Genomic DNA, 25,850 nt, shown 5'->3' with positions numbered 1-25,850 from the left:
CCGCACCCCGGGCACTTAACACTCGTCATTCATAACAGAGTGCCAAACCCCTAAAACACACCAACTACAACACCCAGTTTCCCCCGCAATAACGCCAAAAAATCCCGACAAAAGCAACACAATTTGTCCGACCAATTAGTTGACTACAACCAACTAAAACCCCCACTTTCGCGCATCAACACAACGAAAAACCCGAAAAATAGCAACACATTTTGTCCTATAACCCGGAAACTATGGGGGAATAGAGTTTTTAGAGGGTAACAAAAAATCCCGTATCTTCCCTGGTCAAACCGGAAAAACACGGGATGTGTAGTGGAGCTAACGGGACTCGAACCCGTAACCCCCTGCTTGCAAAGCAGGTGCGCTACCAATTGCGCCATAGCCCCGAGATCGCAACAACAAGCTGCTCGGAAAAGCCCTCAGGAATGATCGACTGAATCTGTGACCTCATGCCAAACCACGTGACGCTGATGCCGATCCATAATGGCCAGGAATAAACCATAACCACCGGCAAGGGCAAGGAGCGTGATGAAAAGTTTCTTCACCATCTCACCCTCCGATCTTCCGTGGGCGTAGGTGGACTCGAACCACCGACCTCCACATTATCAGTGTGGCGCTCTAACCGACTGAGCTATACGCCCGGATGCATTCTCAATGCTGGTTCAGATTAACGCATCTTGCCAGGAACATTCAAACCACATAATCACCAAGCAATGCACATCACATTTTCACCGGATAAGATGACGTTTTTCGTGAGCTTATTCATCCGTCACTGTGATATATAAACCACCAACCAGCATGGAAACGACGTTGTACAGCAAGGCGAGCACGCCACCTAAAGCGGTGAACAGCACAATCTCAATAACTCCCACCACCACGGCAAAAGAAACCACGCGACCAAATTCCATGAACTGACCCAGCTCAAGAAGATCCTTAGAATTCAGAGTCACCAATAAATCATCGATGCGCGCCCAGACATGCATTGAATCCAAAACAAACCACAAAACGATGGTTGCAATCACGATCATGATGCCGATTCCAACGGATAGTAAGAACGACAGCTTCAATGCTGACCAAGGATCAACTCGCGAAATAGTCATTCGCACACGACGAATACCGACGTCCTGGCGAGCAGGAGCAACTTCCGGCTCTTCGTTTTGCGTGTCCTCAAAAGCAGTGCTGGTATTACTCATCGCGTTCTCCGTTATTTGGTTCGTTCACGACGATGCTACCTTGTTTACATCGTCACATGATGGTTCCTGCGGGTGATCTTATCTGATTTCCCTTGGGTTCCCTATATCTTTTCGTCTCCTATGTGAGTGGGTAGCCACACATGGCAGCTACCCACTCATTGTTTGTCTCATTCTTCTCCAACAGGAGATGTTGCCTGCTCCGCATTTTGCTCAGATGGTTGTTCACTGTTTTCTGATTCAGATTCCACGTCAGCACTCTGCTCAACCTGTTCGGCATCATCTGCTTCATCAGATTCTTCGTCTTTTTCTTCAAAGTGCGGGGCAACTGCAATTACCCGATCATCCGAATCTGGCTTAACGAAGGTCACACCCTGAGTATTACGCCCCGTGAGATTAACCTCGGCAACCGCAGAACGGACGACTTTCCCGTTTTGCATGATGACAATAACCTCATCATTTGGCTGAGTAATCAGCGCTGCGATCAAATCACCGCGCTCCTCGACCAAATTTGCCACCTTAATGCCCAGGCCACCACGACCCTGCACACGGTATTCAGAAACCTTCGTGCGCTTCGCAAAACCACCAGCAGTAACCACAAAGACTTCTGCGTCTGCTCCTGCCGGAATAACCACCATGCTCAGCAAACTATCACCGGCACGGAACTTCATTCCGGTCACACCCGAGGTACCGCGTCCCATCGGGCGCAAAGCTGAATCGGTTGCTGTGAACCGCAGGGATTGACCTTTCTTAGAGACTAAGAGGATGTCGTCAACATCATCAACCAATCGAGCCGATACCAGTTGATCGGAAGAACCGTCCGAGCGTTCCCGCAGTTTAATCGCAATCAACCCGCCCGTGCGAGATGAATCGTAGTCAGCGAGAGGACTCTTCTTAACAAGGCCATCTTCCGTCGCCAACACCAGATACTGCGCCTGATCATAAGATCGCAACGTAATGGCCGACGCAATCTGTTCTCCGGGCTGCAAGGCCAACACATTCGCAACGTGTTGCCCTTTCGATTCCCGCGATCCTTCTGGAATCTCGTAACCCTTTACCCGATACACCCGACCAAGGTTCGTGAAGAATAAATGCCAATCATGCGTGGAGGCGATGCCCATGTGTTCTACCACGTCATCGCTGCGCAAGGTTGCCCCCTTCACGCCCTTTCCACCGCGTCGTTGAGCACGGTACTCCGAAACCTTGGTGCGCTTTATGAATCCAGAGCGGGTGAGGGTAACGACGACGTCTTCCTCAGGAATGAGGTCTTCCTCGCTCATTTCCCCGTCAAACGGCAAAATAACAGTACGGCGATCATCCCCGTGACGATCCACGATTTCCTGTAGCTCTTCAGAAATAATCGCTCGTTGCCGCTCCGGCTTTGCCAGAATATCTCGATAATCCCGGCACAACGCGATCTTTTCTTCCCGTTCGTCAATGATCTTTTGGCGTTCCAGCGCGGCTAACCGACGTAACTGCATTGCCAGAATATGATCTGCCTGGATTTCGTTGATGTCTAGCAGATCAATCAATCCCAAACGGGCTTCATTCGCTGTTGGAGAGCGGCGAATCAACGCAATGACCTCATCAAGCATATCTAAGGCTCGAACGAGGCCCTCCAAAATCATGAGGCGCTCTTCCGTCTTACGTAACCGATATTCAGTACGACGACGAATGACTTCAATTTGATGTTGCACCCAATGATGAATAAATCCATCTAGGGATAGTGTTCGCGGCACACCGTCAACCAAAGCGAGCATATTTGCCGGAAAGTTGTTCTGCATTTGGGTGTGCTTAAACAGGTTATTGAGGACAACTTTCGGTACCGCATCGCGCTTGAGAACAATGACGATACGCTGACCGGCACGACCGGAGGATTCATCGCGAATATCAGCGATACCCGGCAATCGACCGTCCTTAATCCCCTCAACCATCTTATCCAGGAGCCGATCTGGATTAACCTGGAAGGGCAGATCCGTCACCACCAAGCATTGGCGTCCGTTGATTTCTTCAATATCAACGACTGCCCGCTGCACAATTGAGCCATGACCAGTGCGATACATATCCTCGATTCCTTTTGAACCAAGGATGACTGCGCCCGTGGGGAAATCCGGGCCAGAGATGCGCTTCATCAGCTCTTCTAGCAATACCTCACGGGAAACATCTGGATTTTCTAGGTACCACTGCGCACCGGAGATAACTTCGCGTAGATTATGTGGCGGGATTCGGGTTGCCATACCCACAGCAATGCCCTCTGACCCGTTAATCAACAGGTTAGGAATTCGTGCTGGCAACACCACCGGCTCTTTGACAGAACCATCAAAATTTGGCTGAAAATCAACTGTATCTTCGTGAATATCACGAATCATTTCGACGGCTAATGGTGCCATGCGCGCTTCGGTGTATCGTGGCGCTGCCGCCCCAAGATCACCAGCCGTACCAAAGTTTCCCTGCCCAGCAACAAGGGGGTAACGCATATTCCACGGCTGGACGAGGCGCACCATCGTGTCATAGATTGCCGCATCACCGTGCGGGTGATAGTTTCCCATCACGTCGCCAACGATTTTCACTGACTTTGAGAAGGATGAATCCGGCCGATATCCGCCATCCCACATCGCATAGATGACGCGACGGTGGACGGGTTTCATCCCGTCGCGCACATCCGGGAGCGCACGCCCCACAATCACTGACATCGCATAGTCGAGGTAGGACGTCTCCATTTCGCGCTGGAGATCAACCTCTTTGATAGCGCCGTGAATACTGTTTGAGTTTTCTGGTGTTGTCTTTTCGTTCACGATCGTCCCTTAGCTGCTTTAGATGTCGAGGAATCGCACGTCTCGAGCGTTGCGCTGAATAAAAGAGCGACGTTCCGAAACGTCTTCGCCCATGAGAATGGAAAAGGCTTCATCCGTTGCAGCCGCTTCCCCGATGGTGACTCGTTTAAGAATCCGAGTTTGTGGGTTCATAGTGGTATCCCACAATTCAGAATCATTCATTTCACCCAAACCTTTATATCGCTGGATGCCCTGCCCTTCAGCTTTTGGCAAAGTCTTTCCAGCTTCCAATCCCGCCGCTAATGCGTCGTCGCGCTGTTCATCAGAGAACACGTATTCGTGCGCGGAATTCGTCCATTTAATGCGATATAGCGGTGGCATTGCCAGATATATGTACCCACCTTCTACCAAAGGACGCATATACCGATACACCAAAGTCAACAACAAGGTTGCGATATGCTGACCATCCACATCAGCGTCGGCCATGAAAACAATCTTGTGATAGCGCAGTTTCTCGATGTCGAAATCCTCGCCCACGCCAGTTCCAAACGCAGTGATGAGGTTCTGAATAGTATCTGAGGAGAGTGCGCGATCCAACCGCGCCTTTTCGACATTCAAAATCTTGCCTCGAATCGGCATAATGGCTTGATTATGCGGATCTCGACCATTAACGGCAGAGCCACCAGCCGAGTCACCCTCTACAATGAAAATTTCACATTCGCGGGGATCACGTGAGGTGCAGTCCTTCAATTTTCCTGGCATTGCTGCAGATTCCAGCACAGATTTGCGGCGCGTTGCTTCGCGGGCTTTTCGCGCGGCAAGACGAGCAGAGTATGCCTGCATTGCTTTGCGGATTACGTCGCGCGCCTCCGAGGGATGCATATCTAACCAGTCTGTTAGCTGTGCATAGGTCTGCTGCTGAACATAGGTGCGAGCCTCGGTGTTGCCAAGTTTTGTTTTCGTCTGCCCCTCAAACTGTGGCTCTCCAAGTTTGACCGAGAGCACAACCGTCAACCCTTCGCGAATATCCTCACCAGAAAGATTTGGATCTTTATCTTTCAAGATGTTTTTATCGCGAGCATATTTGTTAATGACGGAGGTCAGAGCTGTGCGGAAACCTTCTTCATGCGTTCCGCCCTCGGTGGTGTTGATCGTATTGGCAAAGGTGTGCAGCGTTTCTGAATATGCCGACGTCCATTGCATCGCGACTTCCACGGAGATCTTGTTCTGTTCGTCGTTCGATTCTGCTTCGAAATAGATCGGCTCGTCGTGTAACGGATCAGCTTTGCGGGTTTTCACCAGGTGGCGCACATAATCTTGCAAGCCGCCCTCATAACGGTAGCTGACCTCGCGCTTACCAGGCTTCGTCGTTTCCGAGCCAGTAACTTCTTCCCCTTCGCCAACAGCACCTTGACGTTCATCAACCAAGGTAATCCGCAGACCCTTGTTCAAAAATGCCATCTGCTGCAAGCGATGGCGCAGGGTTTCAAAGTCATACTCCACCGTCTCAAAGATCTCGGGATTAGCCCAGAAAGTCTGAGTTGTTCCGTTTTCTTCGGTGGCTTCGCCTTTTTCTAGAGGGCTGACGGGGACGCCGTTCTCATACGAAATCCGCCAGACAAAGCCGTCGCGCTTAACAATGGTATCCATTCGCGTGGATAATGCGTTTACGACGGAGACGCCCACGCCATGCAAACCACCGGAAACCGCATACGAGCCCGTTCCGAACTTGCCGCCGGCGTGCAAAACCGTCATAACAACTTGAACCGCAGGCAACCCTTCAGTGGGGTGAATATCAACTGGAATTCCGCGCCCGTTATCCTCAACCCGCACTCCACCGTTATCTAGCAGGGTGACGATGATGTTGTCACAATACCCAGCAAGCGATTCATCGACAGAATTATCCACAACCTCATAGACAAGATGGTGTAATCCTCGTTCTCCGGTTGACCCAATGTACATGCCCGGACGCTTACGGACGGCCTCTAAACCATCAAGTACGGTAATTTGCGACGCATCGTATGCTTGATCGGCAGATACCGTTCCGAGTTTAGGTTCTTCCGATGCCGACGTGCCGGCTGATGGCGTACTGGGCGCTGAGTTCTCAAAATCTGCCACGCTTGCTGATCTCCTTGACTTGTTATCCCCAACCGAAGATCACATGAAGTATCTATCGCCATCTCCTAAGATGAGCTCAGAAGTGTGGCACATATCTCTATTTTGCTCACGCATAGCGCTCTGAACGAAGAGAAGCCCGCATGTGTAGGAACCTACGGCAACAGGGTGCCGAACCATTCTACCCAAATTTCAGGTGCTATTCGACTTTCACCACAGCAGTTGCAACACCCACAGCACAAACACACACGAGGTCTTTTTATTTCGGATTTAGTCGTATGTATCGCGCGGTCCTCGCCCAGGCACAGAATATCGTCCGTGTTTCCACGAACGGACATGTGGCCCGTTCACCACAATCTTTTTGACCACGCCTTCCCCGATTTCCGTGGCAATCTTTTTATCCAGCATGGCGAGTAGCGCTCTAATCTGGGTATGCCACGAGGTTGTTCGTGTTCGCAGGGTCAGGATGCCGTCATCAGAGAATTCTTCGATCCAACAATTTTGTGCGATTGCTGGGCCTACTAAGCTCTCCCAACGATTTATCAGAGATCCCACCTCAAGCTGCGATGACCACCCGCGCGAGGAAAGGACCATTTCCATAATCTCGCTGAGCATCTTCGGATCTCGTTGCGAGGGGTGTGCACCAGAGCCGACCTCTTGCCCGGGGCTGGGAACAAAAACATCACTAATATGCTCGATCTGTAGCACGGGTTTTTGGCTTTCTAATCGCCGACGAACCCATCCATGATCGGCAGCCATTTGTCGCACTCGCGCTAAACATTTCATCGGAAGAAGATCGCCAAATTCTTCTCTGTCCCTGTTGTGCCGCCTTTTTTCGGTGGCATTGCGGGGTTGCTCGCGCTGCGCGTCAGTGTCTGAGGGGGAAAATGTTGGGGGTTTCATTGCTTATCACTTCTCCGTCACTGCCTGTTCGGAGAATCTTTCCCGAGTGCCCTCATTTTCCACTTGTGTAGAAATATCGCTATCTTGAACAACGTGACCAGCATGTACGCGAAATCTTATCCCGCCTAAATCTGGTAAATCGTCTCCCACGGCCGCCGTAACAAAAACTTGCTGCGCTTGGGTAACAATTTCGGCAAGGCGGGTTCGGCGGCGCGTATCAAGCTCTGCAAAGACGTCATCCAGAATTAATATCGGTTCATCGTCTTCATCATCGGCTCGTCGGCGCAATAATTCCCATGCTCCAAGACGCAAAGCCAACGCATACGACCAGGATTCTCCGTGTGAGGCAAAGCCTTTTGCTGGTAGTGAGCCGAGCGTCAATTCCAGATCATCCCGATGCGGGCCGACGAGATTCACACCCCGAGCAATTTCCTCGTCATGCCATGTGGATAATAATTCTCGTAATTTCTTTTCCACGGAAACGGTATCCGTCAGCTCGTTCTCATACAGATCACGTTGTGCACAGACCTGAGGATCAGTTCGCTGTGCCGGATCGGGCAACTCTCGACCAAGGCGCTTATCAATATTTGCCGCATAATCAATTCGGGCAATACCCCGACCACCAGAAACGTCGGTGTAATAATCCATAACAAAAGGTCGTAAATCGTGAATCATTTGCGCGCGGGCAGCGATAATCTGTGCCCCAAGCCGCGCCAATTGTTGATCCCAAATATCAAGTGACGTGTAATCAATAATCATTCCCCGCCGACGACTTTTCGCCAATGTTTTTAGTAATGCGCCCCGTTGCCGCAATACTTTGTCATATTCCGATTTCACGGCAGCCAGGCCTGGCCGTAACTGAACCATCAACGTGTCAAGGAATTTTCTTCGTCCTGCTGGATCATCTCGAACCAGATCAATATCTTCTGGAGCAAAAACCACGCAACGGATAATTCCTAAAACCTCGGCAGGGCGAACATTGCCCCTATTTATTCTCGCTCTATTTGCTCGCCCAGCATATATTTCCACTTCAACAATGGTTTCCGAGTGCCCCCGTCGAACTTTTGCGCGAACAACGCCCGCAGAACAACTTTGGCGAACTAATGCTGTATCAGAAACCACTCGGTGTGAAGTGAAGGTCGCCAGATATGCGATTGCTTCAACAAGATTCGTCTTACCTTGCCCGTTTTCCCCAACGAAGGTGACGACGCCCGGCTCAAAATGAAGCAGGACGTCGTCATATGAACGAAAATCGTTAAGCGCGAGATCTGTTAAATACACGAGACTTACGAGACGAAAGTACGAATTGGCATCAGCAACAGCTTGAAGGAATCGTTAACTTTTCCATCATTATCTTGCCCAACCATAATCACTGGCTTCGATGCCGTGGTAAACGAGATTCGCACATTTTCTTCTTCAATGACGGCAAACCCCGCTTGGAGGTATTCCGGTGAGAAGAAGATAGTAATATCTTCCCCTTCTAGCTGTGCCTCCATCGTTTCTGATGCTTGCGCTTTATCACCATGACCAGCCTCTACCGTGACCGATGATTCTGAAAGCGAACACTTCACAGCGGCATCTTTTTCCACAACCAGGCGGGCTCGCTTGATCGCATCAAGAAACTCCGTCCGGTTCATTACTACATTCCCGTTAACCTCTTCCGGAAAAAGCGCTCTTACCTGCGGATATTCGCCATCTATCAACTGAATCATGTTTTGCCGGCCCGCAGCAGAAATGCCTAACATTGCCGTGCCGCCTTCTTGATCAAGCGATAATTCAAGACGACCCGAGGACGCATATGATTTTGCGACGTCCAGCAATCGTGCCGCAGGAACAAGGATTCGTGCGGAAATATCGCTTTCCTTTGGCTCCCATGTGATTGTTCGCAGTGTTAACCGGAAACGATCTGTTGCCATCAACGAGATGGTATCCCCATCAATCTCAATACAAATCGACAAAAGTAAGGGCAGGGTTGCATCGTGCGATGCCGCAATACTGACTTGGGATACTGCTCGTTCCCACTCCGCACCATCTACTGTTCCAATAACTGGTGGCATCTGAGGTAGTTCCGAATAATCTTCCCGAGCCATCGTTTTAATCGAAAACTGTGCTGATCCCGCTTTAATTTCCAGTTTTCCGCCATCTACCGTCAAATTAACCTTGTTATTCGGTAGTGCTCGAGCAATTTCAGCAAGCAACTTTCCATTGACGAGAATATCACCCGGATCTTGAACGTCACCATCAAATGTAATGTGTGAGGTAACATCCGAATCCCGCGATCCAAGAGAAATTCGCCCGTCTTCTTCGGCAACAAATCTCATTCCAGCTAATACCGGAATAGCTGGACGATTTGGAATTGTTCGGGCATTCCACGTGACTGCATCTGCGAAGACGTCATGATCAACGCTTAGTTTCACCGCGACCTACTTTCCTTATGTAACTGAGATTTATTCTATGTTGCTAGCTGGATGTGAGCTAGTCAGATTAGATTACCTCGTTCCCAATAATTCGGCAGTCGATGGCAGCATGACGTGGAATATTCTTAAGTAGTAGTTGTAATAGGGCATGTGGATATCGTGGATAACAGTTCTTTTTATTGAGAATAAGCCGAAACGGAGGTGAATAAAACAGTGTACTTTGCTGTGTATAAGCTGTCTTTTTTGTGGATGAGACATTTTTGAATGGTATTTGTTCACAAGGAGAAAAGATCTTTCCACAGAAAAAGAAAAGTTACTCAGCAATAAAACACATATAATGAACAAGATAAAAAGGAAAAAGTTATACCGGGATGCTGTGCGGGGCATAGCTGTTTATTAGAGCAACACTCTCGGATATACGATGAGTATCTACCTCACAGAAGATGCCAAGGTATTTCGTATAGATCTTAGCGATCTTGACGTATTGGTTAGATGTGCCAAAGAGAAACGAATATAAAATAAAGCAAGAACGTATATCACTTTTGTGAAGTGAGTGTGCGCTTATCTTAATTTTCGCCAAGCTGTGACTGCTTCTTTGCACTTTGTTTGATGCGCGCCATTAACTCAGTAACCTGATTGAAAATGGTTTGTTTTTCTGCCATTACACCGTCAATTTTTCGGATGGCGTTCAAAACCGTTGTGTGATCGCGACGATCGAACACTTCAGCAATTTTTGGTAACGACAGATCCGTCATCTCTCGGCACAGATACATTGCGATGTGCCGAGGTTGAGTTAAGGTGCGCGTGCGAGCAGGGGATTTTAGGTCGTCAATTGTAACGTTGAAATAGCTCGCTGTTTGCGCCATGATAAGAGCGGCAGAAACCGTAATAGAAGAACTATCAGAAATAATATCCTTTAAGGCGTTTTCTGCAACGGATAAGGTAACAGGTTGGTGGAAAAGACCAGCGAACGCGGCAACTCGACGGAGAGAACCTTCCATTTCCCGCACATTCGTCGTGATGCGCGAAGCAATAAATTCGAGAACGTCACGCGGGACATCGAATTTTTCAGCGGCGGCCTTCTTCTCCAAAATAGCAATACGTGTTTCTAGGTTAGGTAAATCAATATTTGCCACAATGCCTGAGGAGAAGCGCGAAACCATCCTGTCTTCAAATCCGTCTAGGAGACGAGGCGCAACATCAGAAGTAATGACGATCTGTTTATTAGCAGTTGCTAACGCGTTGAACGTATTGAAGAATTCCTCAAGCGTTCCCTCCTTATTCGAGAGGAATTGGATATCGTCAATCAACAAAATATCCACAGAGCGGAAACGATTCTTGAAGTTATGCCCTTCGTTGTTCATCATCGCGTTAATGAACATATTTGTGAATTCTTCTGAGCTGACATACAGCACTTTTGAACCAGGGAAGAGATTTAAGTAGTAATTTCCGATGGCATGTAGCAGATGAGTTTTACCCATACCGGAATCAGAATATAGAAACAACGGATTGTATGTTGACCCGGGAGCTTCCGCTACGGCTAGTGCTGTGGCATGGGCAAATCGGTTTGATTCCCCAATAACAAAGTTTTCAAAGGTAAACCGCGGATTGAGATGTGCATCCGACTGAGATTTATTACTCTCTACCCGAGGCGGTGGATTTAGGGTGTTGGTTGTTCGGTGAAATTCCGGTTTCTGCGATGCTTCTGTGGAATATGTTTCCGTTGTGGATTCTTTATGGTGGTGTTCTCGTGAGTGAGTAACTGACTGCTGTAGGGATTCCACAGATGTCGGATGGGAATACGGATAAGACGGTGTTTCCTCTGAGTGCTCGTCGGAGGAATATTCAGAATAAGCCGAATATGAGGATCGGTCAGTCTGCGATTCATGCACATTAGCGCTATCTGCAACGGAAGAGGAGACGACGCTTTGTGATGAGAACGGATCTATCGCTTCTCCGTTATATCTAGGTTCGTCGGAGAATTGTTCCTTTGAGGAAAAAGACGAAAATATATGGGCTGTGGAGGAAGTTTCTGGCGTATTGGACTGTGGAGTGCTGGAAGATTCACCAGCGGAGGAAGGAGAAATCCACTGCGGCTGCGTCGCAGAGGATTGCGATATGGGTTGCTCGGAAAGAGAAGTATCCACAGATATTGTTAACTGAACGGCACGACCGAGGATTTCAGACAGGGTTTTTTGCATAATGTCGGCAACATTTTCGTTGATCCAGTCTTTAACAAAGTCTGATCCGACGCCGATCATAAACACGGAATCCATCGTGGCCAAGGGTCGCGCAAGATGGAGAAAAGCTATTTGAGAGTCCGAAAGACGGCCTTGTGCGCGAAGCAATTCGATTGCCGCTGTCCAGGCTGCCCGGGCGGGCGATTCGTCAGTCATGGACGATCCTTTCGCTGATTCTCTCGCATATCACGAACATAGTAGAGGAAAAAGTGTGGAGAGTCAGCACAGTTTTCCACAGACTTTCTCACAGGTGTGGATATTACATTCATGTAATTTATTCGCGCTTTTGGCGCGGTATCACCTCAAACAAGGGAAGAAAGAATTACACACAGATGTGGATGGAAGCCATAATTGGAATTGTCACAATTTTTCTACGGTTCATAATCGACGGGAAGCCTTGAGATATCTATCACCGGAGGACATGCTTCATTGACCGAATGCCAAAAACTCCAGTAGAGTCAGGTAGGCATGTGTGCTGGGGCTGTACCAGCGCACCGAAGAACATTCGTCAGAAACTAGAGGTGGTCACCAATGACTACGAAGCGTACCTTCCAGCCGAATAACCGTCGGCGTTCCAAGGTTCACGGGTTCCGCAAGCGTATGTCCACGCGCGCGGGTCGTGCAGTTCTCGCTGCTCGTCGCCGTAAGGGGCGGGCAAAGCTGTCTGCATAAACAGATACGAACCGGGAGAGCTGGTTGTTACCTAGGGCCAACCGGATGCGTCGTTCAGAAGTTTTTACCACAACGATGCGTCACGGGCGGCGCTGTGGAGATACTCTCCTCGTCATGTATATCAATGACGAGCCTGAAGCCGACCTTGAGGTCGGCTTCACTGTTAGCAAGAAGGTTGGAAACTCTGTCGTTCGTCATCGGGTGGCGCGCCAACTTCGGCATATCATGCGTGGATACCTTCCAATATTGGTGGAAGAGTCCATCTCCGGAGTTGTTATTCGTGCGCTTCCCCCAGCGGCTAAGGCATCCTCGTCGGAGTTACAAAACAGCATCGAAAAATGCTTAATGCGATGGGGGATCTGTGGCTAACTTTTTCGCACGCGGCATTATCGGTGCTATCAGGTGGTATCAACGCAGAATATCGGTTGCTTTCCCCCGTCGTTGTCGCTACGAACCAACATGTTCCCAGTATGTTGTGGATGCAATTCAGATTCATGGCGCAATTAAAGGTACACTTTTAGGTGGTTGGCGAATCCTTCGATGCAATCCGTTTTCGAAGGGTGGTGTGGATTGGGTTCCGCAACGCGGAGCGTGGCCCACGAAGCCGTTAGGTTATCAGGAACTGATTGCGCGTCGGGCGCATGAGGAGAACAATAATGGTCCTGATCATCCGGTCACGTGTGACAGCGCGGATGCTCCCAGGGCAGTGTAGGAGTACAGACTAGCGTGGATACGATCCTCTACCCTATCGTTTGGGTAATTTCCTGGATTTTGTACGGAGTTCATCAACTCCTCACCGTTATTGGATTCTCACAAGAATCCGGTCCTGCTTGGGTTTTGTCGATTGTTGGCATGACGATCGTTATTCGTACCCTGACGATCCCTCTTTTCAACAAGCAAACTCGAGCGAGCCGTGCAGGCCAAGAGTTAAACCCTGAGATTCAGAAGATTCAACGTAAATACAAGGGTCGGACGGATCAGGTTTCGAAGCAGCGTCAGCAAGAGGAGCTGATGGCACTGTATCGGGAGCACGGAACCTCACCTTTTGCTTCGTGTCTACCGGCACTGATTCAGATGCCAATTTTCTTCTCGCTGTATCGTTTGCTGAATTCTGTGCTACCTATTTCTCTTGGCAATAAGCAAGCTATCGGGCCAATTAAGCAGAGCATTGCGTCAGATATTGCTCACTCGACGTTCTTTGGTGCGCCACTGTCCTCTGCTATCGGGACGGCACACGGGTATCCACATCCGACACGGATTATCGTCGTTGCAGTTATCCTCATTTCTTTGATGATTATTACGCTGTTCTTCACTCAGCGTCAGATCATGACGAAGAATCTTCCAGAATCCGCTATGGATCCTAGTAATCCGGCGTACAAGATGCAGAAGTACATGCTGTATGGCATGCCGCTGATCTACATTTTCTCTGGTGCGTTCTTCCAAGTTGGTGTACTGGTCTACTGGTTAACAGGTAATTTCTGGACGATTGGGCAGCAGACGTGGCTTATTACCACGAATCCTGCTCCTGGTTCAGTGGCATACAAGAAGCGTCAAGCAAAGTTACGGGAAAAGCGTATTCAAAAAGGTTTGCCGCCAGAGGAGGACGCGGAGGCATCCTCTCTCCAAACTGGGCAGCGCGTACAGCCGATGGGTAAAGCCCGTTCAAAGAAGGCACGAAAAGCGGCGAATTCTCCGTTTGCAGTGAATGATTTTGAGCAGAACAACGATTCTGTATCGGAAGAAAGCGACGAGGAAGTTCGTGGTATTGACGGATTAACTGATGCGGAGCGTGCGAGGAAACGGTATGAGCGTCGGCTTGCTGAACGTCAGCGCTCGAAAGAAAAGAAAGCGGCTAAGGCAAAGCGCCAGCAGCAAAACCGCAAAAATCGAAATTTTTAAGCTATATCATCTCGAAGGACGATCATGAGTAAGCAACCAGAGCATCTGAATAAGCTGGATCAAGAAGGCGATATTGCCGCGGATTATCTCGAAGAGCTTCTCGATATTGCCGATCTTGATGGGGATATTGAGATCGGAGTGGAAGCAGACCGCGCAACAGTTGGTATTGTTTCGGACGATGGCGGCGATCGACGGTTGAAGCGGTTGATCGGGCGTCGTGGTGAAGCCCTTGACGCGCTTCAGGAGCTCACTCGTTTGGTTGTTCAGCAAGAAACCGGAGAGCGTTCTCGGTTGATGCTCGACATTCTTGGTTATCGGGCAGCGCATCGTGAAGAGATTGCGGCAATTGCTAGAGAAGCAATTGAACACGTTGAGGAGACGGGTGAGCCGGTTTCCATGAAGCCCATGAATCCTTTTGAGCGCAAGGTTGTGCATGACGTAGTTGCAAAGGCTGGGTTAATTTCTGACTCTTCGGGAACAGGGCCAAATCGTCATGTTGTTATCTCGCTTCCCGATGATTTAGATGAAGAATACGACGATACGGAGAACAGCCCTGCAGAATATGTGGAATCTGGCGAATCGTCTGACTCTGCCAATTCAGTAGATTCTGTGGATTCAGTCGATTCTGTTCCGTCGGCAGAATCTGGTGACGAGGATGCTGACGAGTAACTAACAGCAAATCCGGTCTGCTGTCAGGGATTGGTAGTGCAAGATGACGTTTTCTGAAGTTGCTCCACAGGGCGGAGCTGAACATTTTGGTGTTCCTACCTGGGAGAAGCTATGTCGTTTTGCTGATCTTTTGACAGCAGAGGGAGAGAAACGAGGGCTTGTCGGTCCGCGAGAGCTTGATCGGATCTGGACGCGGCATATCCTCAATTCTCTGGCGCCACTAGATTTCTTGCCTACTGCTGGTGATATTGCTGATGTAGGTTCCGGTGCAGGATTTCCAGGTATTCCTCTAGCTATTGTTTTGCCTCAATGCCACTTCGATCTCATCGATTCAATGGATCGCCGTATCCAGTGGTTAGGATATGTTCAGGAGCAGCTTCAGCTTGATAACGTTCGAGTGATACGCTCGCGAGCAGAGGAATTGTTGCCAAACTATGCTGTTGATGTGGTGACAGCGCGGGCAGTTGCTGCACTAAAGAAACTTGTTCTCTGGACGCTACCACTTCTTAAACCTGGCGGATCTCTAGTTGCTTTGAAAGGTGAACGAGCTGAACTAGAGATTGACGAAGCTGATCGACAATTACGCCAATACGATGCACAGTGGGTAGATATTCATAACGTTTTTGTGTGGGGATCAGAAGAACCGACGCGGATTGTGGAAGTTAGGAAAGTAGCATCTGGCTCGATGTGATTCGTCATGGATTTCATCATGACATGATGAAAGTGGGACTCTGACTAATACTGGTTATTTTCATCAATAGATTTCATTCAGTCCTTATCGGGATATGTAAACTGTTTAGCATTGCGCAGCATGTGTTCTGAACACACATTCACAACATAGTAGCTAGGTTCAAGCTGATAAGTTTTCGTGCTTTGTTTTTCTGATCGCTTCAGCATATCTCTATTTGAAAATATGTTTCACGTGAAACGATGATCAGAGTCTGGTGGAGCTTGTTAACAGGCACAGTTATTGTTGTGATAATGCTTGATTTGGCCGTGTTTTATTCTGTTGTTTATATGTAAAAGATGTGTATTCACAGAAAAGATACCACTCTGCTTTTATATACCAGTGGCACGATATAACTTCAGGCAGTCCTTTGTGGAATAAAATTGTGTGCGGCACATTTCTAGCAGATTAGTCATAGAGGAATACTGTGTTTTCCACAGAACTTTCATAGTCTGCGTTCTGAGCACAATATAGAATGTGTGGGCACTTAGTACTGGATCAGCAAGCGCTAATAGACCAATGCATAGTGAACCTGTGACTATGTGATTATAGATGTTTCACGTGAAACAATAATGTGTACTTGTTTCTATGTGCATGATGTCTTGCGAGTGATTTTGCTATTTGTAAGCAGTGACAGATTGTTTTGTTCCTTCAACACGTCTGTGTTTTGACGCATATAAGTCTCGTAACATGAATGTTTCACGTGAAACATTCATAGTGCGGGTTGGTATTTATTCTCTTGATACAACATGGTGGCAAAATTTGTTATCCAGCTTTACATGTAACTATGAGGGTTAGAACAGTGTAAGGAAAACAGAGCCCTGTTTTTAGATTGCTCCCCTGTCGCGACAACTCTTCTATTTCACAGTGCCAGCCAGCTCTCTATCCCATGCCTAGTTATGCAAAATCTCTGGCTATAGGAAAATATAGTAGGAGTGTTTAGCGCTAAATATTTACAGATGTAATCCACGTGCTTCTTGGTTAGCTATCATGACAGCATGACAAATCAAGCGATGTAACAACAGATGCCTGTGTACGTTGCGAGAACATGAGGAATTTTCCATGCGATGCCTGCTAAAACAAAACAAGAGGATTCTAGGTCTGTAGCAATTTATGATAAGAACATGCTAAAGCTGTGTTGTTGAAGATGGTTAACAGTAAAAACGAGCTTATATATGGCAGGGCGGTGCTTCATAAGCAATACGTGTTTTGGTGGAAAAACAAACCAGGAACACGAAATCGTGGCGTATTAGTCTATGGTTCCAATAGGCGTTGTTATCTTCCTTTTTCATAAAATACTATCGGTATTCCTTGGGGTAGACGGAGCATGCGCACATGTTTCACGTGAAACGAACTTGTGTGGAAGAAAAATCTGTCCTTGTGAATCTCGTATAAGATTATGACGTTAACTAAAGGAGAGAGCATGGGCGAGAGTACAACAGTGGATGGTCGTAATAGTTCGCGCCATAACAGGAGCTTCGATGGTATCGCGCAGCAATTTAGTGATGATTTATCACCATTAGGGGCAGAGTTGCTGCGTGATCGAGAAATGTTACGTCAGTTATCTAATAAGACGTTCCCCCAGCCAAAAACCACCCGCGTTATAACGGTTGCCAACCAAAAAGGTGGCGTTGGAAAAACAACGTCAACTGTAAATCTTGCAGCAGCCCTAGCACAAGGAGAATTACGAGTCCTTGTTATCGATGCTGATCCACAAGGTAATGCCTCCACTGCTTTGGGAATATCACATCCTAGTGGTACCCCCTCTGTTTACGATGTTATTACCGGAGAAAAAACATTAGCTGATGTTATTCAGCCATGTCCGGATGTTTCAGGTCTGTTGGTCGCTCCCTCATCTATTGATGTTTCTTCAGCGGAAATTTTTTTGGTGATGGAGGAGCGTCGGGAATATCGTTTACAGGAAGCAGTAAACGAATACCTAAAGGATAACGAATGTGATTATGTTTTGATTGACTGCCCACCCAGCTTAGGATTACTTACCTTAAATTCTCTCGTTGCGGCACATGAAGTTCTTATTCCGATTCAAACAGAGTACTACGCTCTTGAGGGATTAACTCAATTAATGAATACGGTAGATCTTGTTCGCCGCAGTGCAAATCCTGAGTTAATTATTTCAACAATTTTGTTGACCATGTTTGATCGTCGGACTAATCTCGCGCAGGAAGTCGCCGCCGATGTGCGGTCACATTTTCCGCAGCAGACACTGACTGCTGAAATCCCCCGCAATGTACGAATTTCAGAAGCACCAAGTTATCAGCAAACTGTGATGACCTATGATCCACGATCATCCGGGGCTGTTGCCTACTTGGCGGCAGCGTATGAAATAGCAGTTCGCGGTGCACAGACAGAAGACGATTCATCAGATAGCGGCATGGTAAATGAAGGGTAAGAGATCAATGGCAGGAAAACGAAGCGTACTTGGCCGAGGTTTGGGATCTTTATTTCCAGAGGAACAGACCGAACATAAACACAGGGCCATTGATGTCTTTTTTAGTTCTCATGATGAAAAAGAACGCGATAGCCAGCGTGTGGAGGCATTAACAGCAGATGAGTCTCATACTGCTGACAATGAAAGCTATCCATCTTTCCCTAACTCCACGCAGGGAATAACGGAAAATACAGAAAGTTCTCTTCATCCAGAGCAGGAGCCCGCCGAAACGGAAACAGCGAGAGCAACACAAAAGAATCTCCGCAATTCTCGGAAAAGTAGAAAAACACCGATTGAGAATCCGCAAAGCAGGCAATCAGACCAAGAAAAAGCAGGAAAGAAAGATACTGCTAGCGAAAAGAGCACGCCCTCGCGCTCTCGCTCATCTCGTAAGGGAGGAGAGGCAAGCTCTCATTCGTCTGCTCATACCACTTCCCTGAGTGTGAAAACACTTAACGAAAAACGTGAAGCTAAAAACGAAAATAAAACGCATATTAGCGTAAATTCGTCTGTTTCCTCAGCCGACCAACACTCTGTTGCAAAACCAAAGGGGCGTTCCGGTAGCGCCACAGATACAAACGCGGATACCAATAATGCGCAAAGGATGCAGACGGATACTCCTCAACTGGTACCTGTTCCAGGTGCTTCATTTGGGTACCTTAACGTCCGGGAGATTGTGCCGAATCAACGGCAACCACGAGAAACCTTTGATGAATCTGAGCTTGCGGAACTTGCTGAATCCATCCAGCAAGTCGGAGTATTACAACCAGTAGTTGTTCGCCCATTAGCCGCTCCTCTCGCAGAACACCCAGAAGCTCGCTATGAATTAGTGATGGGTGAACGCCGTTGGCGGGCAACACAGCGAGCCGGAGAAACAGAGATTCCTGCGATTATTCGCCACACTCAAGACGAAGACCTACTCCGAGATGCTCTTTTGGAAAATCTCCACAGATCCAATTTGAACGCATTAGAAGAAGCTGCTGCATATCAACAACTTCTTGAGGATTTTGGCTGTACCCAAGAGGAACTTTCCCGTCGGATTGCTCGATCACGACCGCAAATCTCTAACACCTTGCGTTTATTGAAGCTCCCTCCGCTTGTTCAACGCCGAGTTGCCGCGGGCGTTCTTTCTTCAGGGCATGCGCGCGCATTGCTCAGCTTGAAAGATCCGGCTGCTATGGAACGAGTCGCTCAACGGATTGTTGCTGAAAGTCTTTCCGTTCGCCAGGTAGAAGAGATTGTTGCTTTGGGCGAGGACGGAGCAGAAGAACGAGTGCGGCGCGTTCGCCGAGGTCGCTATCAAGCTGAATTGAATGAGCTTGCAATACGCCTCACAGACCGCTTCGATACCAGAGTGAAGATCAATATGGGAGCAACGAAAGGAAAAATTGCGATTGAGTTTGCCTCTATTGAGGATTTGAACCGTATCCTGGACACTATTAATGAACAACATGTTGATCTCATGGAATAGCTATATCTTCAGCGCAACAAAATAAGATAGCCACTTTTAGGATAAAACGGATCATGTGATGCTTGTCAGTGTAAAGATAGCTGATGAGCACCACATGACGTGATACAGAGAAACCTGGTAAGGGCTACCTGTTACCTGGTAGTAAGCGTCACCCGTTATACCTGTAACAGGTGGATACCGCTACCTCGAACAACAGCTACTAATCGCTGCTATAACCACACGCCCGAGCATGCAAAGCCGGCGTATTTCCCGTCGGTCTTTAAGAAGTACGGGCAGCAGTAGTGAGAATATCTAAGTAGACGTCATCCACAGAGCGCCTCTCACGACGAGCCAATGCCGCCGCTGCCTGCGGGAAGATTGACGTTTCCGTCATGCCTGGAGCGACATTAATATCAATAAACCAAGCCTGCCCGGAATCATCAACAATTACGTCAGTACGCGAAATATGGCGCAGACCCAACGCCCGATGAACATCCTCTGCGATCTGCTGCACGCTACGAATAACGCTATCGGAGGTATCTTCCGAGATCACATACTCCACTCGACCAGGATTATACCGAGCGTCATAGTCATAAAGACCGCTGGCGCGCACCTCAACAGGCGGCAAAGCTACTGGCCCCTCACCCAGATCAGCAACAGCAACGCCAAACTCACGCCCAGCAATAAATTGCTGAATCAACGCCACATCTCCGTAAGCAAAACAGTCCACCATTGCGCCAGGCAGTTGCGCCCGATCCGTTACGATGGATAGGCCCATTGAGGATCCCGCCCGCGTGGGTTTAACGACAAGCGGAAAATCGTAGCGCTCTTCCACTAAATTCAAGATATTGGATACGCCCACTTCACGGAAAAGCGTCTGCGGTAAGGCAGTTGATTCCGGCACGTTGATGTGTGCTCGCGATAAAACGGCAGAAGCCACCGATTTATCAGAAGCTAAACGGCAGCCATAAGATTCCGTACCAACAAAGGGGTATCCAGCCAAAACCAGCAAATCCTGCAACGAGCCATCTTCACCGATAGAGCCATGCACAAGTGGCCAGACGACATCCGGTGATAATGCGTCAAGGCGCTGTAACAGTTGCGCGTCAACGTCTAAGACCTTGACCTGAATACCGGAATTCTTCAAAGATTCAGCCACACGACGGCCAGAGTGGAGCGACACGTCACGCTCATGGGTCAAACCACCGGCGAGAACAGCGACAGTCAACGGATTCATGAAAATCTCCCTCCGAAGGAGTTACTGCTGGTTAGATAACGGCGTTTCAACCCCAGTATCAACATTGCGGGGTGGCGTGCCGAACATAGTGATCGTCTCAAGTTCATTCTTCAATACGACAGAAAGACGACGAACGCCCTCTTCGATTCGCTCCGGCGGCGGGTAGCAGAATGACAGGCGCATATGGTCAGAACCTTGCCCGTCAGCATAGAAAGCAGTACCTGATACGTAGGCGACAAGATTCGTGGTTGCGCGGGGAAGCATTGCTTTCGCGTCAATCCCTTCTGGTACTTTCACCCAGGTATAGAACCCACCTTGAGGGATATTCCAGGAACACTGCGGCAAATACTTCGCAAGAGCATTCGTCATTGCGTCGCGCCGCTCCCGATACATCCCGCGATACTCTTTGATTTGGGACATCCAATCGAAAGTGCGCAAATATTGCGCAATCGATAGCTGCCCGACCTTTGTTGGCGAGAGCACGGCACTCTCATTTGCCAAAATGAGACGTTGCGTGACGGCGTGCGGGGCAAGGGCCCAACCGACGCGATATCCAGGGGCGAACGTCTTGGAGAAAGATCCTAAATACACCACACCCTCTGGATTAAAGGTTTGCAGTGGCGGGTAGACTTGATCGTCAAATCCCAACATTCCGTAAGGATTATCCTCCAAAATGAGGACGTGGTGGCGAGCACAAATCTCTGTGATGCGCGGGCGGCGCTCCAAGGACATAGAAATACCTGCCGGATTATGGAAATTCGGCACAGTGTATAGGAATTTTACTTCCCGCCCCTCGCGTTCCAGTTTGGTTAGCGTCTCTTCCAAGGCCTCAGGAATAAGACCGTCTTTATCCAAAGGAACATGAACCACGTTAGCTTGATAGGCACGGAAAACGCCGAGTGCGCCCACGTAGGATGGGGCTTCTGCCACGATAACATCGCCAGGATTGATGAAAATCTGAGTGACGATATCGAGCGCCTGTTGCGATCCGGTTGTGATAGTGATGTCGTCCGGATGAGCACGGATACCTTCCGGGCGCATAACCTCAACAATTTGCTCACGGAGCTCTTCTTCGCCTTGACCACTGCCGTATTGCAATATCTGCGGGCCGCGGTCCCGGATTAACTGTGCCGTCATATCGGCAAGAAAATCCAGAGGTAGACTTGAGATATTCGGCATTCCCCCAGCAAGTGAAACAACTTCCGGGCGATTTGCGACTGCGAAAAGGGAACGAGTTTCTGACTGGCGCATCCCCAGGGCGCGGTCAGCATAGCGATCAAACCACGGGTCAAGACGGGTGCGAGATTCGTGCGATGCACGTACTACGCCGTTATTTTCAGAATTCGCCATCTACTCACTCCTCACACGCTTCGACCATAGGATAGGGGTTATTTGTGGGAAAAATTCTCCGTTAAATACATTTCCGCGTCGAGAGCGGCCTTACATCCCGAGCCGGCGGCGGTGACCGCTTGCTGATAACGGAAATCAACGACGTCTCCGCAGGCAAATACGCCGGGAACGCTGGTGAGCGTCGTTGGCTCGTTAACAGTAATATAGCCAGCCGGATTACATTCAAGCTGATTCGCAACAAGCGCTGAACGCGGTTCATGACCGATAGCAACAAATAAGCCTTTTACCTCAAGGGTGCTGGTCTGATTCGTTACCGTATCGCGCAATACCAGGGATTCCAGAGCGTCCTCGCCACAGATTTCGTCAACCACCGTATTCCAGTGAATGACGATCTTTTCGTTCGCCATTAACCGATCAACAAGAATCTGTGAGGCCCGCAATTCATCTCGACGATGGATGAGATGAACGGTTGATCCGAAACGAGAAAGGAATTCGGCTTCAGTCGCCGCGGAATCGCCTCCGCCAACAATAGCGATTTCTTGACCAGAGAAGAAGAAACCATCACAGGTCGCGCAGTAGGATACGCCGTGCCCGGATAGCCGTTCCTCGCCCGTAACACCCAATTTCTTATATTCCGAACCGAGCGCCAAAATGACTGTGCGCGCCTGATACGTCTCAGATTCGGTGACGATTTCCTTAATGTCACCCGCTAACCGCAGTTCGATGGCGTCCTCGTAACGCATATCTGCCCCGAAGCGGGTGGCTTGCTCTTCAAACTTTTCCATCAGCTCTGGGCCCATGATGCCTTCCGGCCAGCCAGGAAAGTTCTCGACTTCCGTCGTCGTCATCAATGCGCCGCCGGCGTTTAACGTTCCCGCTAACATCACTGGCTGTAATCCAGCGCGGGCGGTGTAGAGGGCTGCCGTCCAACCGGCTGGTCCGGATCCTACGATAACAACGTCGTGGATAGTCATGATGTCCTTTCGGTTACTTCACAGAGACTTCGTTGAGAACGAATTGGAATGTACCTTCTGAGCTTACCGGCATTTCAGTAATCCACAGCAGGAACGCGGATCCAGTAAAAGGCTCAGCTAGTTTGAATGTTGTTGTCGGTGAAATTGTGGATTCACCGAGAAGTTTGCCCGACGTGGGAGCGCTAGGCACAGTATCGCGCAGTTGGATATGACCGCCTTGCCCGCTGACGTTTAAGGTCACCTCAGTAATCGTCGCTGGTTGCGCCAATTCGATATATAGCCCAAGGCCGGTGCTGGGTGCCATTGAAGCTACCTGATACGTCCAGGTTTTCCAGGCGGTTTGCGGGTTTCCGTCGATTGCTTGCCCGACGGTTTGCGGATTATCCTGAATCGCTGGGTCGGCTGAGGTGATCTTTTGGGCGTCCGGATTCACCAAGGTTGCCTTGGCGATCTGCGGCGGCGCGCTCGGAGCTGGTGGCGGATTTTGCGCCGGTGCGGGCTCGCTATGTGCGGAGGTAACTTCCGGCTCACTGACGTCAACCGAGTGGAACGGCGCGAACAAATGCTGCAGTGCGAGCACGCCCAAAATCAGCACAATGATAAGGAAAAGCGGCAAAACAATTAGTTCGGCGCGGAACTTGCGATCCTGTGTCGGAGTGCGCGACGAGGTTTTCGCCTTGGTGGTGTGCGTTCTGCTTGCGCCCGCTGTTGCCGGATCTGCCTGTCGAGATGCGCTAGCAGCGGCAGGAAAATCTGGGTATCCCCGTGCCGGCTGTGCCTCTTGGTGATAACCGGCGGTGGCATGCGGCCCTGGGAACGGACGATTCTTCGCCGGAGAGGAAGCTGAAGAACCGGAGGAATCCGACGCGGTAACGGGGACACCATGCTGATCTGCCGCTGTTGGGGAATTGCCTGCACCAAATACGGATACCCGATGTGGCGCCTGCGGGATACGAGTGGTCACCTCTGCATCGGTGGCTGATACCACATCGTCAGGATCTGCCGGCTGCTCCTCGTCAGCGAAATCATCAACAAGCCCACCCGCTGCAGTAGATTCGCTATCTGCTGCTCTCTGCTCATCATCGTTGTTTTCGTCGGGGGAATCACTGACGGGAATCTCTGCCGTATGCGGCTCGCCAGCATCATGGCGCTCATAAGGCAGATTTTCTTCTGCTGCTGCGGCAGGTACCTCACTATCGTAAGATTCCTCGGATGGAGCTACTGCTGCTGGTTCATACTCAGGCAGATTCTCCGTCGCTTCCTGATCGGAGAGAGCAGTATCCTCGGCAAGAGATTCTGCCGGTAAATCTGAGTTAAACGAGGATTCGTCCACAGCGTTATCCGGAGCACTGGAAGTCGAATATTCCGGATCTGCCATACCGGACGCCGAGGCATCGTCTGAGGAAACCGCGGCGGCAGCGCTATCGTGGAGAGCTGGCCATTGAGGAGCCTCCGAGAGATCTGCGTCATGGCTAATGTTGAGCACTTCGTCAATTAATTCAGTGGCTTCTTCTCGGGAGGAGGCCAGTGGCTCAGCGTCAGTATCTGAATACGCTGCCAGCGGTTCATCCAAGGTATCCTGCTCGAAAAAGTCGCCGGTTTCCAAGGAATCTTCCTCAGATGTGGAAATCTGTGCGGCTTGCGGTAAAGCGCTATCCGCTGCGCCCTCGGCAGAAAATTCCGTGTTTTCCTCGGCATCCCCATCTTCCCAGGCACTATCGCTTTCCCCAGATGGCGGGGGCGGCGGCACTAAAGAGGCTTCACTACTCCCAGCTACCGCCTCGATTTCCTCGTTTTCTAAAGCGCTCGCATTTAGTGCTCCACCATCCGTTTCCGCTGTTGCAGCTACCTCAGCTACCTCAGCACCCGCGTTCTCAGCGAACTCGTCGTTAGCCGAAGGGTGCTCCACGCCAGGTAGCGGTGGATGTGAAACAGCATCAAAGGATGCGTGATCCGAGGGCGTATTCAAAGCATCGAGGACGGGTTCGTGCAGCGGAGGAAGCTGGGCAACGTCAATTGCTGCCCAAGGCACAATCCGACGAGTGAAATCAACCGGCGAAATGGGACCATCTGCGCTGATTTCGCTGTTGAGAACGTCAGCTAACTCTTCAGGAAGATCTTTATGTGCTGCACGCTGAATGATGTCATCATGCTCTGCTGGAGGCGGGAAAGTCGTTCCGCATAGCAGGCACGCAGTGAGTACGGTTAGCCCGCGAGCTTCATCGCGGTCGAGATCATGGCTGGATTTATCAGTATCGGCTTGCGCCATCGCTGCAGCAATTCCCAGTCCATCTAGAACGACATCGCCTTCACGTGTGAGGTAGATATTTTCTGGAGTGCATTGCAGATGGCGTACTCCGCGGCGTGCTCCCGTGGCAATCGCATTAGATACTTCGCCGACGATGGCATGTACCTGTTGCGGAGGCAGCGCCGTGCCGTCAAGCCGCGCACTCAGTGGAGAACCCGGGGGAATTTCTGTGATAACCGCAAAGGCATCGTGATCGACGACATGAATAATCGAAACGAGGTGCGGATCAGAGATCAAGGCCGCACGCCGTGCCGCGTCAGTAATTGGGCGAGCAAGCGGAGATTGTGGATCAATAACGATTGCCCGTACTTGCCGAGATAGGACTGCGTCGCGGGCAACCCAGGAGGCAATATGCGCGAAAGGTGGCTGATAGGCATAGGGAAAAACGAGGTCGAATCGACCTGCGATCCGCTGCCCGGCTCGTGCGAAAGAACTGCTCACTGTTTCCCCTGAAGTTGTATGTAATTGCGCTTATT

General features: G+C 49.6%; 20 protein-coding genes and 2 tRNA genes. 8 read left to right on the top strand and 14 right to left on the bottom strand.

The window, feature by feature from the left end:
* Window positions 1–313: 313 nt before the first annotated feature.
* The 10 genes from ACLHIL_RS06925 to dnaA all read right to left on the bottom strand — a co-directional run bounded on the left by ACLHIL_RS06925 (window position 314) and on the right by dnaA (window position 11,795).
* A tRNA-Ala gene (locus ACLHIL_RS06925) sits at window positions 314–386 on the bottom strand.
* 33 nt (window positions 387–419) lie between these two features.
* On the bottom strand, window positions 420–548 hold the full coding sequence (locus ACLHIL_RS06920) for a hypothetical protein (RefSeq protein WP_411297226.1): 129 nt from the start codon (window positions 546–548) through the stop codon (window positions 420–422).
* Window positions 549–567: 19 nt separating this feature from the next.
* Window positions 568–641: transfer RNA gene (locus tag ACLHIL_RS06915), tRNA-Ile, on the bottom strand.
* 117 nt (window positions 642–758) lie between these two features.
* Complete coding sequence (locus ACLHIL_RS06910; RefSeq protein WP_411297225.1) at window positions 759–1,193, bottom strand: DUF3566 domain-containing protein; 435 nt, start codon at window positions 1,191–1,193, stop codon at window positions 759–761.
* A gap of 167 nt (window positions 1,194–1,360) precedes the next feature.
* Window positions 1,361–3,910, bottom strand: a complete 2,550-nt coding sequence (gyrA, locus tag ACLHIL_RS06905; RefSeq protein ID WP_411297230.1) for a DNA gyrase subunit A — start codon at window positions 3,908–3,910, stop codon at window positions 1,361–1,363.
* Between the two features lie 93 nt (window positions 3,911–4,003).
* A complete protein-coding gene (gyrB, locus tag ACLHIL_RS06900) occupies window positions 4,004–6,082 on the bottom strand; it encodes a DNA topoisomerase (ATP-hydrolyzing) subunit B (protein WP_411297224.1) in 2,079 nt (692 codons plus the stop codon).
* 267 nt (window positions 6,083–6,349) lie between these two features.
* Window positions 6,350–6,838, bottom strand: coding sequence for a DUF721 domain-containing protein (locus ACLHIL_RS06895; protein WP_411297223.1), 489 nt, complete (start codon window positions 6,836–6,838; stop codon window positions 6,350–6,352).
* Between the two features lie 150 nt (window positions 6,839–6,988).
* Entirely contained in the window at window positions 6,989–8,263 is a 1,275-nt protein-coding gene (gene recF, locus ACLHIL_RS06890; protein WP_411297222.1) for a DNA replication/repair protein RecF, read from the bottom strand.
* Window positions 8,264–8,268: 5 nt separating this feature from the next.
* Window positions 8,269–9,399, bottom strand: coding sequence for a DNA polymerase III subunit beta (dnaN, locus tag ACLHIL_RS06885; RefSeq protein WP_411297221.1), 1,131 nt, complete (start codon window positions 9,397–9,399; stop codon window positions 8,269–8,271).
* A gap of 566 nt (window positions 9,400–9,965) precedes the next feature.
* Window positions 9,966–11,795: a chromosomal replication initiator protein DnaA gene (gene dnaA / locus ACLHIL_RS06880; RefSeq protein WP_411297220.1), complete on the bottom strand. Its 1,830-nt coding sequence runs from the start codon at window positions 11,793–11,795 to the stop codon at window positions 9,966–9,968.
* A 375-nt stretch (window positions 11,796–12,170) separates the two neighbouring features.
* Here dnaA and rpmH point away from each other — a divergent pair, with 375 nt between their 5' ends.
* The 8 genes from rpmH (at window position 12,171) to ACLHIL_RS06840 (ending at window position 19,526) form a co-directional block, all read left to right on the top strand.
* A complete protein-coding gene (gene rpmH / locus ACLHIL_RS06875; protein WP_411297219.1) occupies window positions 12,171–12,311 on the top strand; it encodes a 50S ribosomal protein L34 in 141 nt (46 codons plus the stop codon).
* Window positions 12,312–12,335: 24 nt separating this feature from the next.
* Window positions 12,336–12,680 (top strand): ribonuclease P protein component, encoded by a 345-nt coding sequence (rnpA, locus tag ACLHIL_RS06870; protein WP_411297218.1) that lies wholly within the window; start codon window positions 12,336–12,338, stop codon window positions 12,678–12,680.
* Complete coding sequence (gene yidD / locus ACLHIL_RS06865) at window positions 12,673–13,023, top strand: membrane protein insertion efficiency factor YidD (protein ID WP_411297217.1); 351 nt, start codon at window positions 12,673–12,675, stop codon at window positions 13,021–13,023. Before rnpA ends, yidD begins: the two co-directional genes overlap by 8 nt.
* Window positions 13,024–13,037: 14 nt before the next feature.
* The gene (gene yidC, locus ACLHIL_RS06860; protein WP_411297216.1) at window positions 13,038–14,210 is read left to right on the top strand and encodes a membrane protein insertase YidC; all 1,173 of its coding nucleotides are present in this window, start codon (window positions 13,038–13,040) and stop codon (window positions 14,208–14,210) included.
* A gap of 24 nt (window positions 14,211–14,234) precedes the next feature.
* Window positions 14,235–14,879 (top strand): protein jag, encoded by a 645-nt coding sequence (locus ACLHIL_RS06855; protein ID WP_411297215.1) that lies wholly within the window; start codon window positions 14,235–14,237, stop codon window positions 14,877–14,879.
* Window positions 14,880–14,922: 43 nt separating this feature from the next.
* Window positions 14,923–15,570, top strand: coding sequence for a 16S rRNA (guanine(527)-N(7))-methyltransferase RsmG (gene rsmG / locus ACLHIL_RS06850; protein WP_411297214.1), 648 nt, complete (start codon window positions 14,923–14,925; stop codon window positions 15,568–15,570).
* A gap of 1,459 nt (window positions 15,571–17,029) precedes the next feature.
* The gene (locus ACLHIL_RS06845) at window positions 17,030–18,016 is read left to right on the top strand and encodes a ParA family protein (RefSeq protein ID WP_411297213.1); all 987 of its coding nucleotides are present in this window, start codon (window positions 17,030–17,032) and stop codon (window positions 18,014–18,016) included.
* Window positions 18,017–18,023: 7 nt separating this feature from the next.
* Window positions 18,024–19,526, top strand: a complete 1,503-nt coding sequence (locus ACLHIL_RS06840) for a ParB/RepB/Spo0J family partition protein (RefSeq protein ID WP_411297212.1) — start codon at window positions 18,024–18,026, stop codon at window positions 19,524–19,526.
* Between the two features lie 259 nt (window positions 19,527–19,785).
* Here the strand turns inward: ACLHIL_RS06840 and ACLHIL_RS06835 are convergent, their stop codons facing one another.
* The 4 genes from ACLHIL_RS06835 to ACLHIL_RS06820 are packed head-to-tail and all read right to left on the bottom strand — an operon-like array spanning window position 19,786 to window position 25,815.
* Window positions 19,786–20,742: an ATP-grasp domain-containing protein gene (locus ACLHIL_RS06835; RefSeq protein ID WP_411297211.1), complete on the bottom strand. Its 957-nt coding sequence runs from the start codon at window positions 20,740–20,742 to the stop codon at window positions 19,786–19,788.
* Window positions 20,743–20,763: 21 nt separating this feature from the next.
* A complete protein-coding gene (locus tag ACLHIL_RS06830; RefSeq protein WP_411297210.1) occupies window positions 20,764–22,092 on the bottom strand; it encodes a PLP-dependent aminotransferase family protein in 1,329 nt (442 codons plus the stop codon).
* 38 nt (window positions 22,093–22,130) lie between these two features.
* On the bottom strand, window positions 22,131–23,066 hold the full coding sequence (gene trxB, locus ACLHIL_RS06825; RefSeq protein ID WP_411297209.1) for a thioredoxin-disulfide reductase: 936 nt from the start codon (window positions 23,064–23,066) through the stop codon (window positions 22,131–22,133).
* 13 nt (window positions 23,067–23,079) lie between these two features.
* The gene (locus ACLHIL_RS06820; RefSeq protein WP_411297208.1) at window positions 23,080–25,815 is read right to left on the bottom strand and encodes a hypothetical protein; all 2,736 of its coding nucleotides are present in this window, start codon (window positions 25,813–25,815) and stop codon (window positions 23,080–23,082) included.
* Window positions 25,816–25,850: the final 35 nt, after the last annotated feature.

This window comes from Trueperella sp. LYQ143 (assembly GCF_046599595.1).
Classification (GTDB): domain Bacteria; phylum Actinomycetota; class Actinomycetes; order Actinomycetales; family Actinomycetaceae; genus Trueperella.
The sequence above is the reverse complement of the archived record's forward strand: the minus strand, read 5'-3'. Positions and strand labels throughout refer to the sequence as shown.

What these genes read in the sequence shown, in the direction of transcription:
- ACLHIL_RS06845 (WP_411297213.1), top strand. Translation starts at nt 17,030, where the DNA reads ATGGGCGAGAGTACAACAGTGGATGGTCGTAATAGTTCGCGCCATAAC.
- ACLHIL_RS06910 (WP_411297225.1), bottom strand. Translation starts at nt 1,193, where the DNA reads ATGAGTAATACCAGCACTGCTTTTGAGGACACGCAAAACGAAGAGCCG.
- rpmH (WP_411297219.1), top strand. Translation starts at nt 12,171, where the DNA reads ATGACTACGAAGCGTACCTTCCAGCCGAATAACCGTCGGCGTTCCAAG.
- ACLHIL_RS06920 (WP_411297226.1), bottom strand. Translation starts at nt 548, where the DNA reads ATGGTGAAGAAACTTTTCATCACGCTCCTTGCCCTTGCCGGTGGTTAT.
- ACLHIL_RS06840 (WP_411297212.1), top strand. Translation starts at nt 18,024, where the DNA reads ATGGCAGGAAAACGAAGCGTACTTGGCCGAGGTTTGGGATCTTTATTT.
- ACLHIL_RS06835 (WP_411297211.1), bottom strand. Translation starts at nt 20,742, where the DNA reads ATGAATCCGTTGACTGTCGCTGTTCTCGCCGGTGGTTTGACCCATGAG.
- dnaA (WP_411297220.1), bottom strand. Translation starts at nt 11,795, where the DNA reads ATGACTGACGAATCGCCCGCCCGGGCAGCCTGGACAGCGGCAATCGAA.
- ACLHIL_RS06895 (WP_411297223.1), bottom strand. Translation starts at nt 6,838, where the DNA reads ATGGCTGCCGATCATGGATGGGTTCGTCGGCGATTAGAAAGCCAAAAA.
- ACLHIL_RS06855 (WP_411297215.1), top strand. Translation starts at nt 14,235, where the DNA reads ATGAGTAAGCAACCAGAGCATCTGAATAAGCTGGATCAAGAAGGCGAT.
- rsmG (WP_411297214.1), top strand. Translation starts at nt 14,923, where the DNA reads ATGACGTTTTCTGAAGTTGCTCCACAGGGCGGAGCTGAACATTTTGGT.
- gyrA (WP_411297230.1), bottom strand. Translation starts at nt 3,910, where the DNA reads ATGGAGACGTCCTACCTCGACTATGCGATGTCAGTGATTGTGGGGCGT.
- ACLHIL_RS06830 (WP_411297210.1), bottom strand. Translation starts at nt 22,092, where the DNA reads ATGGCGAATTCTGAAAATAACGGCGTAGTACGTGCATCGCACGAATCT.
- trxB (WP_411297209.1), bottom strand. Translation starts at nt 23,066, where the DNA reads ATGACTATCCACGACGTTGTTATCGTAGGATCCGGACCAGCCGGTTGG.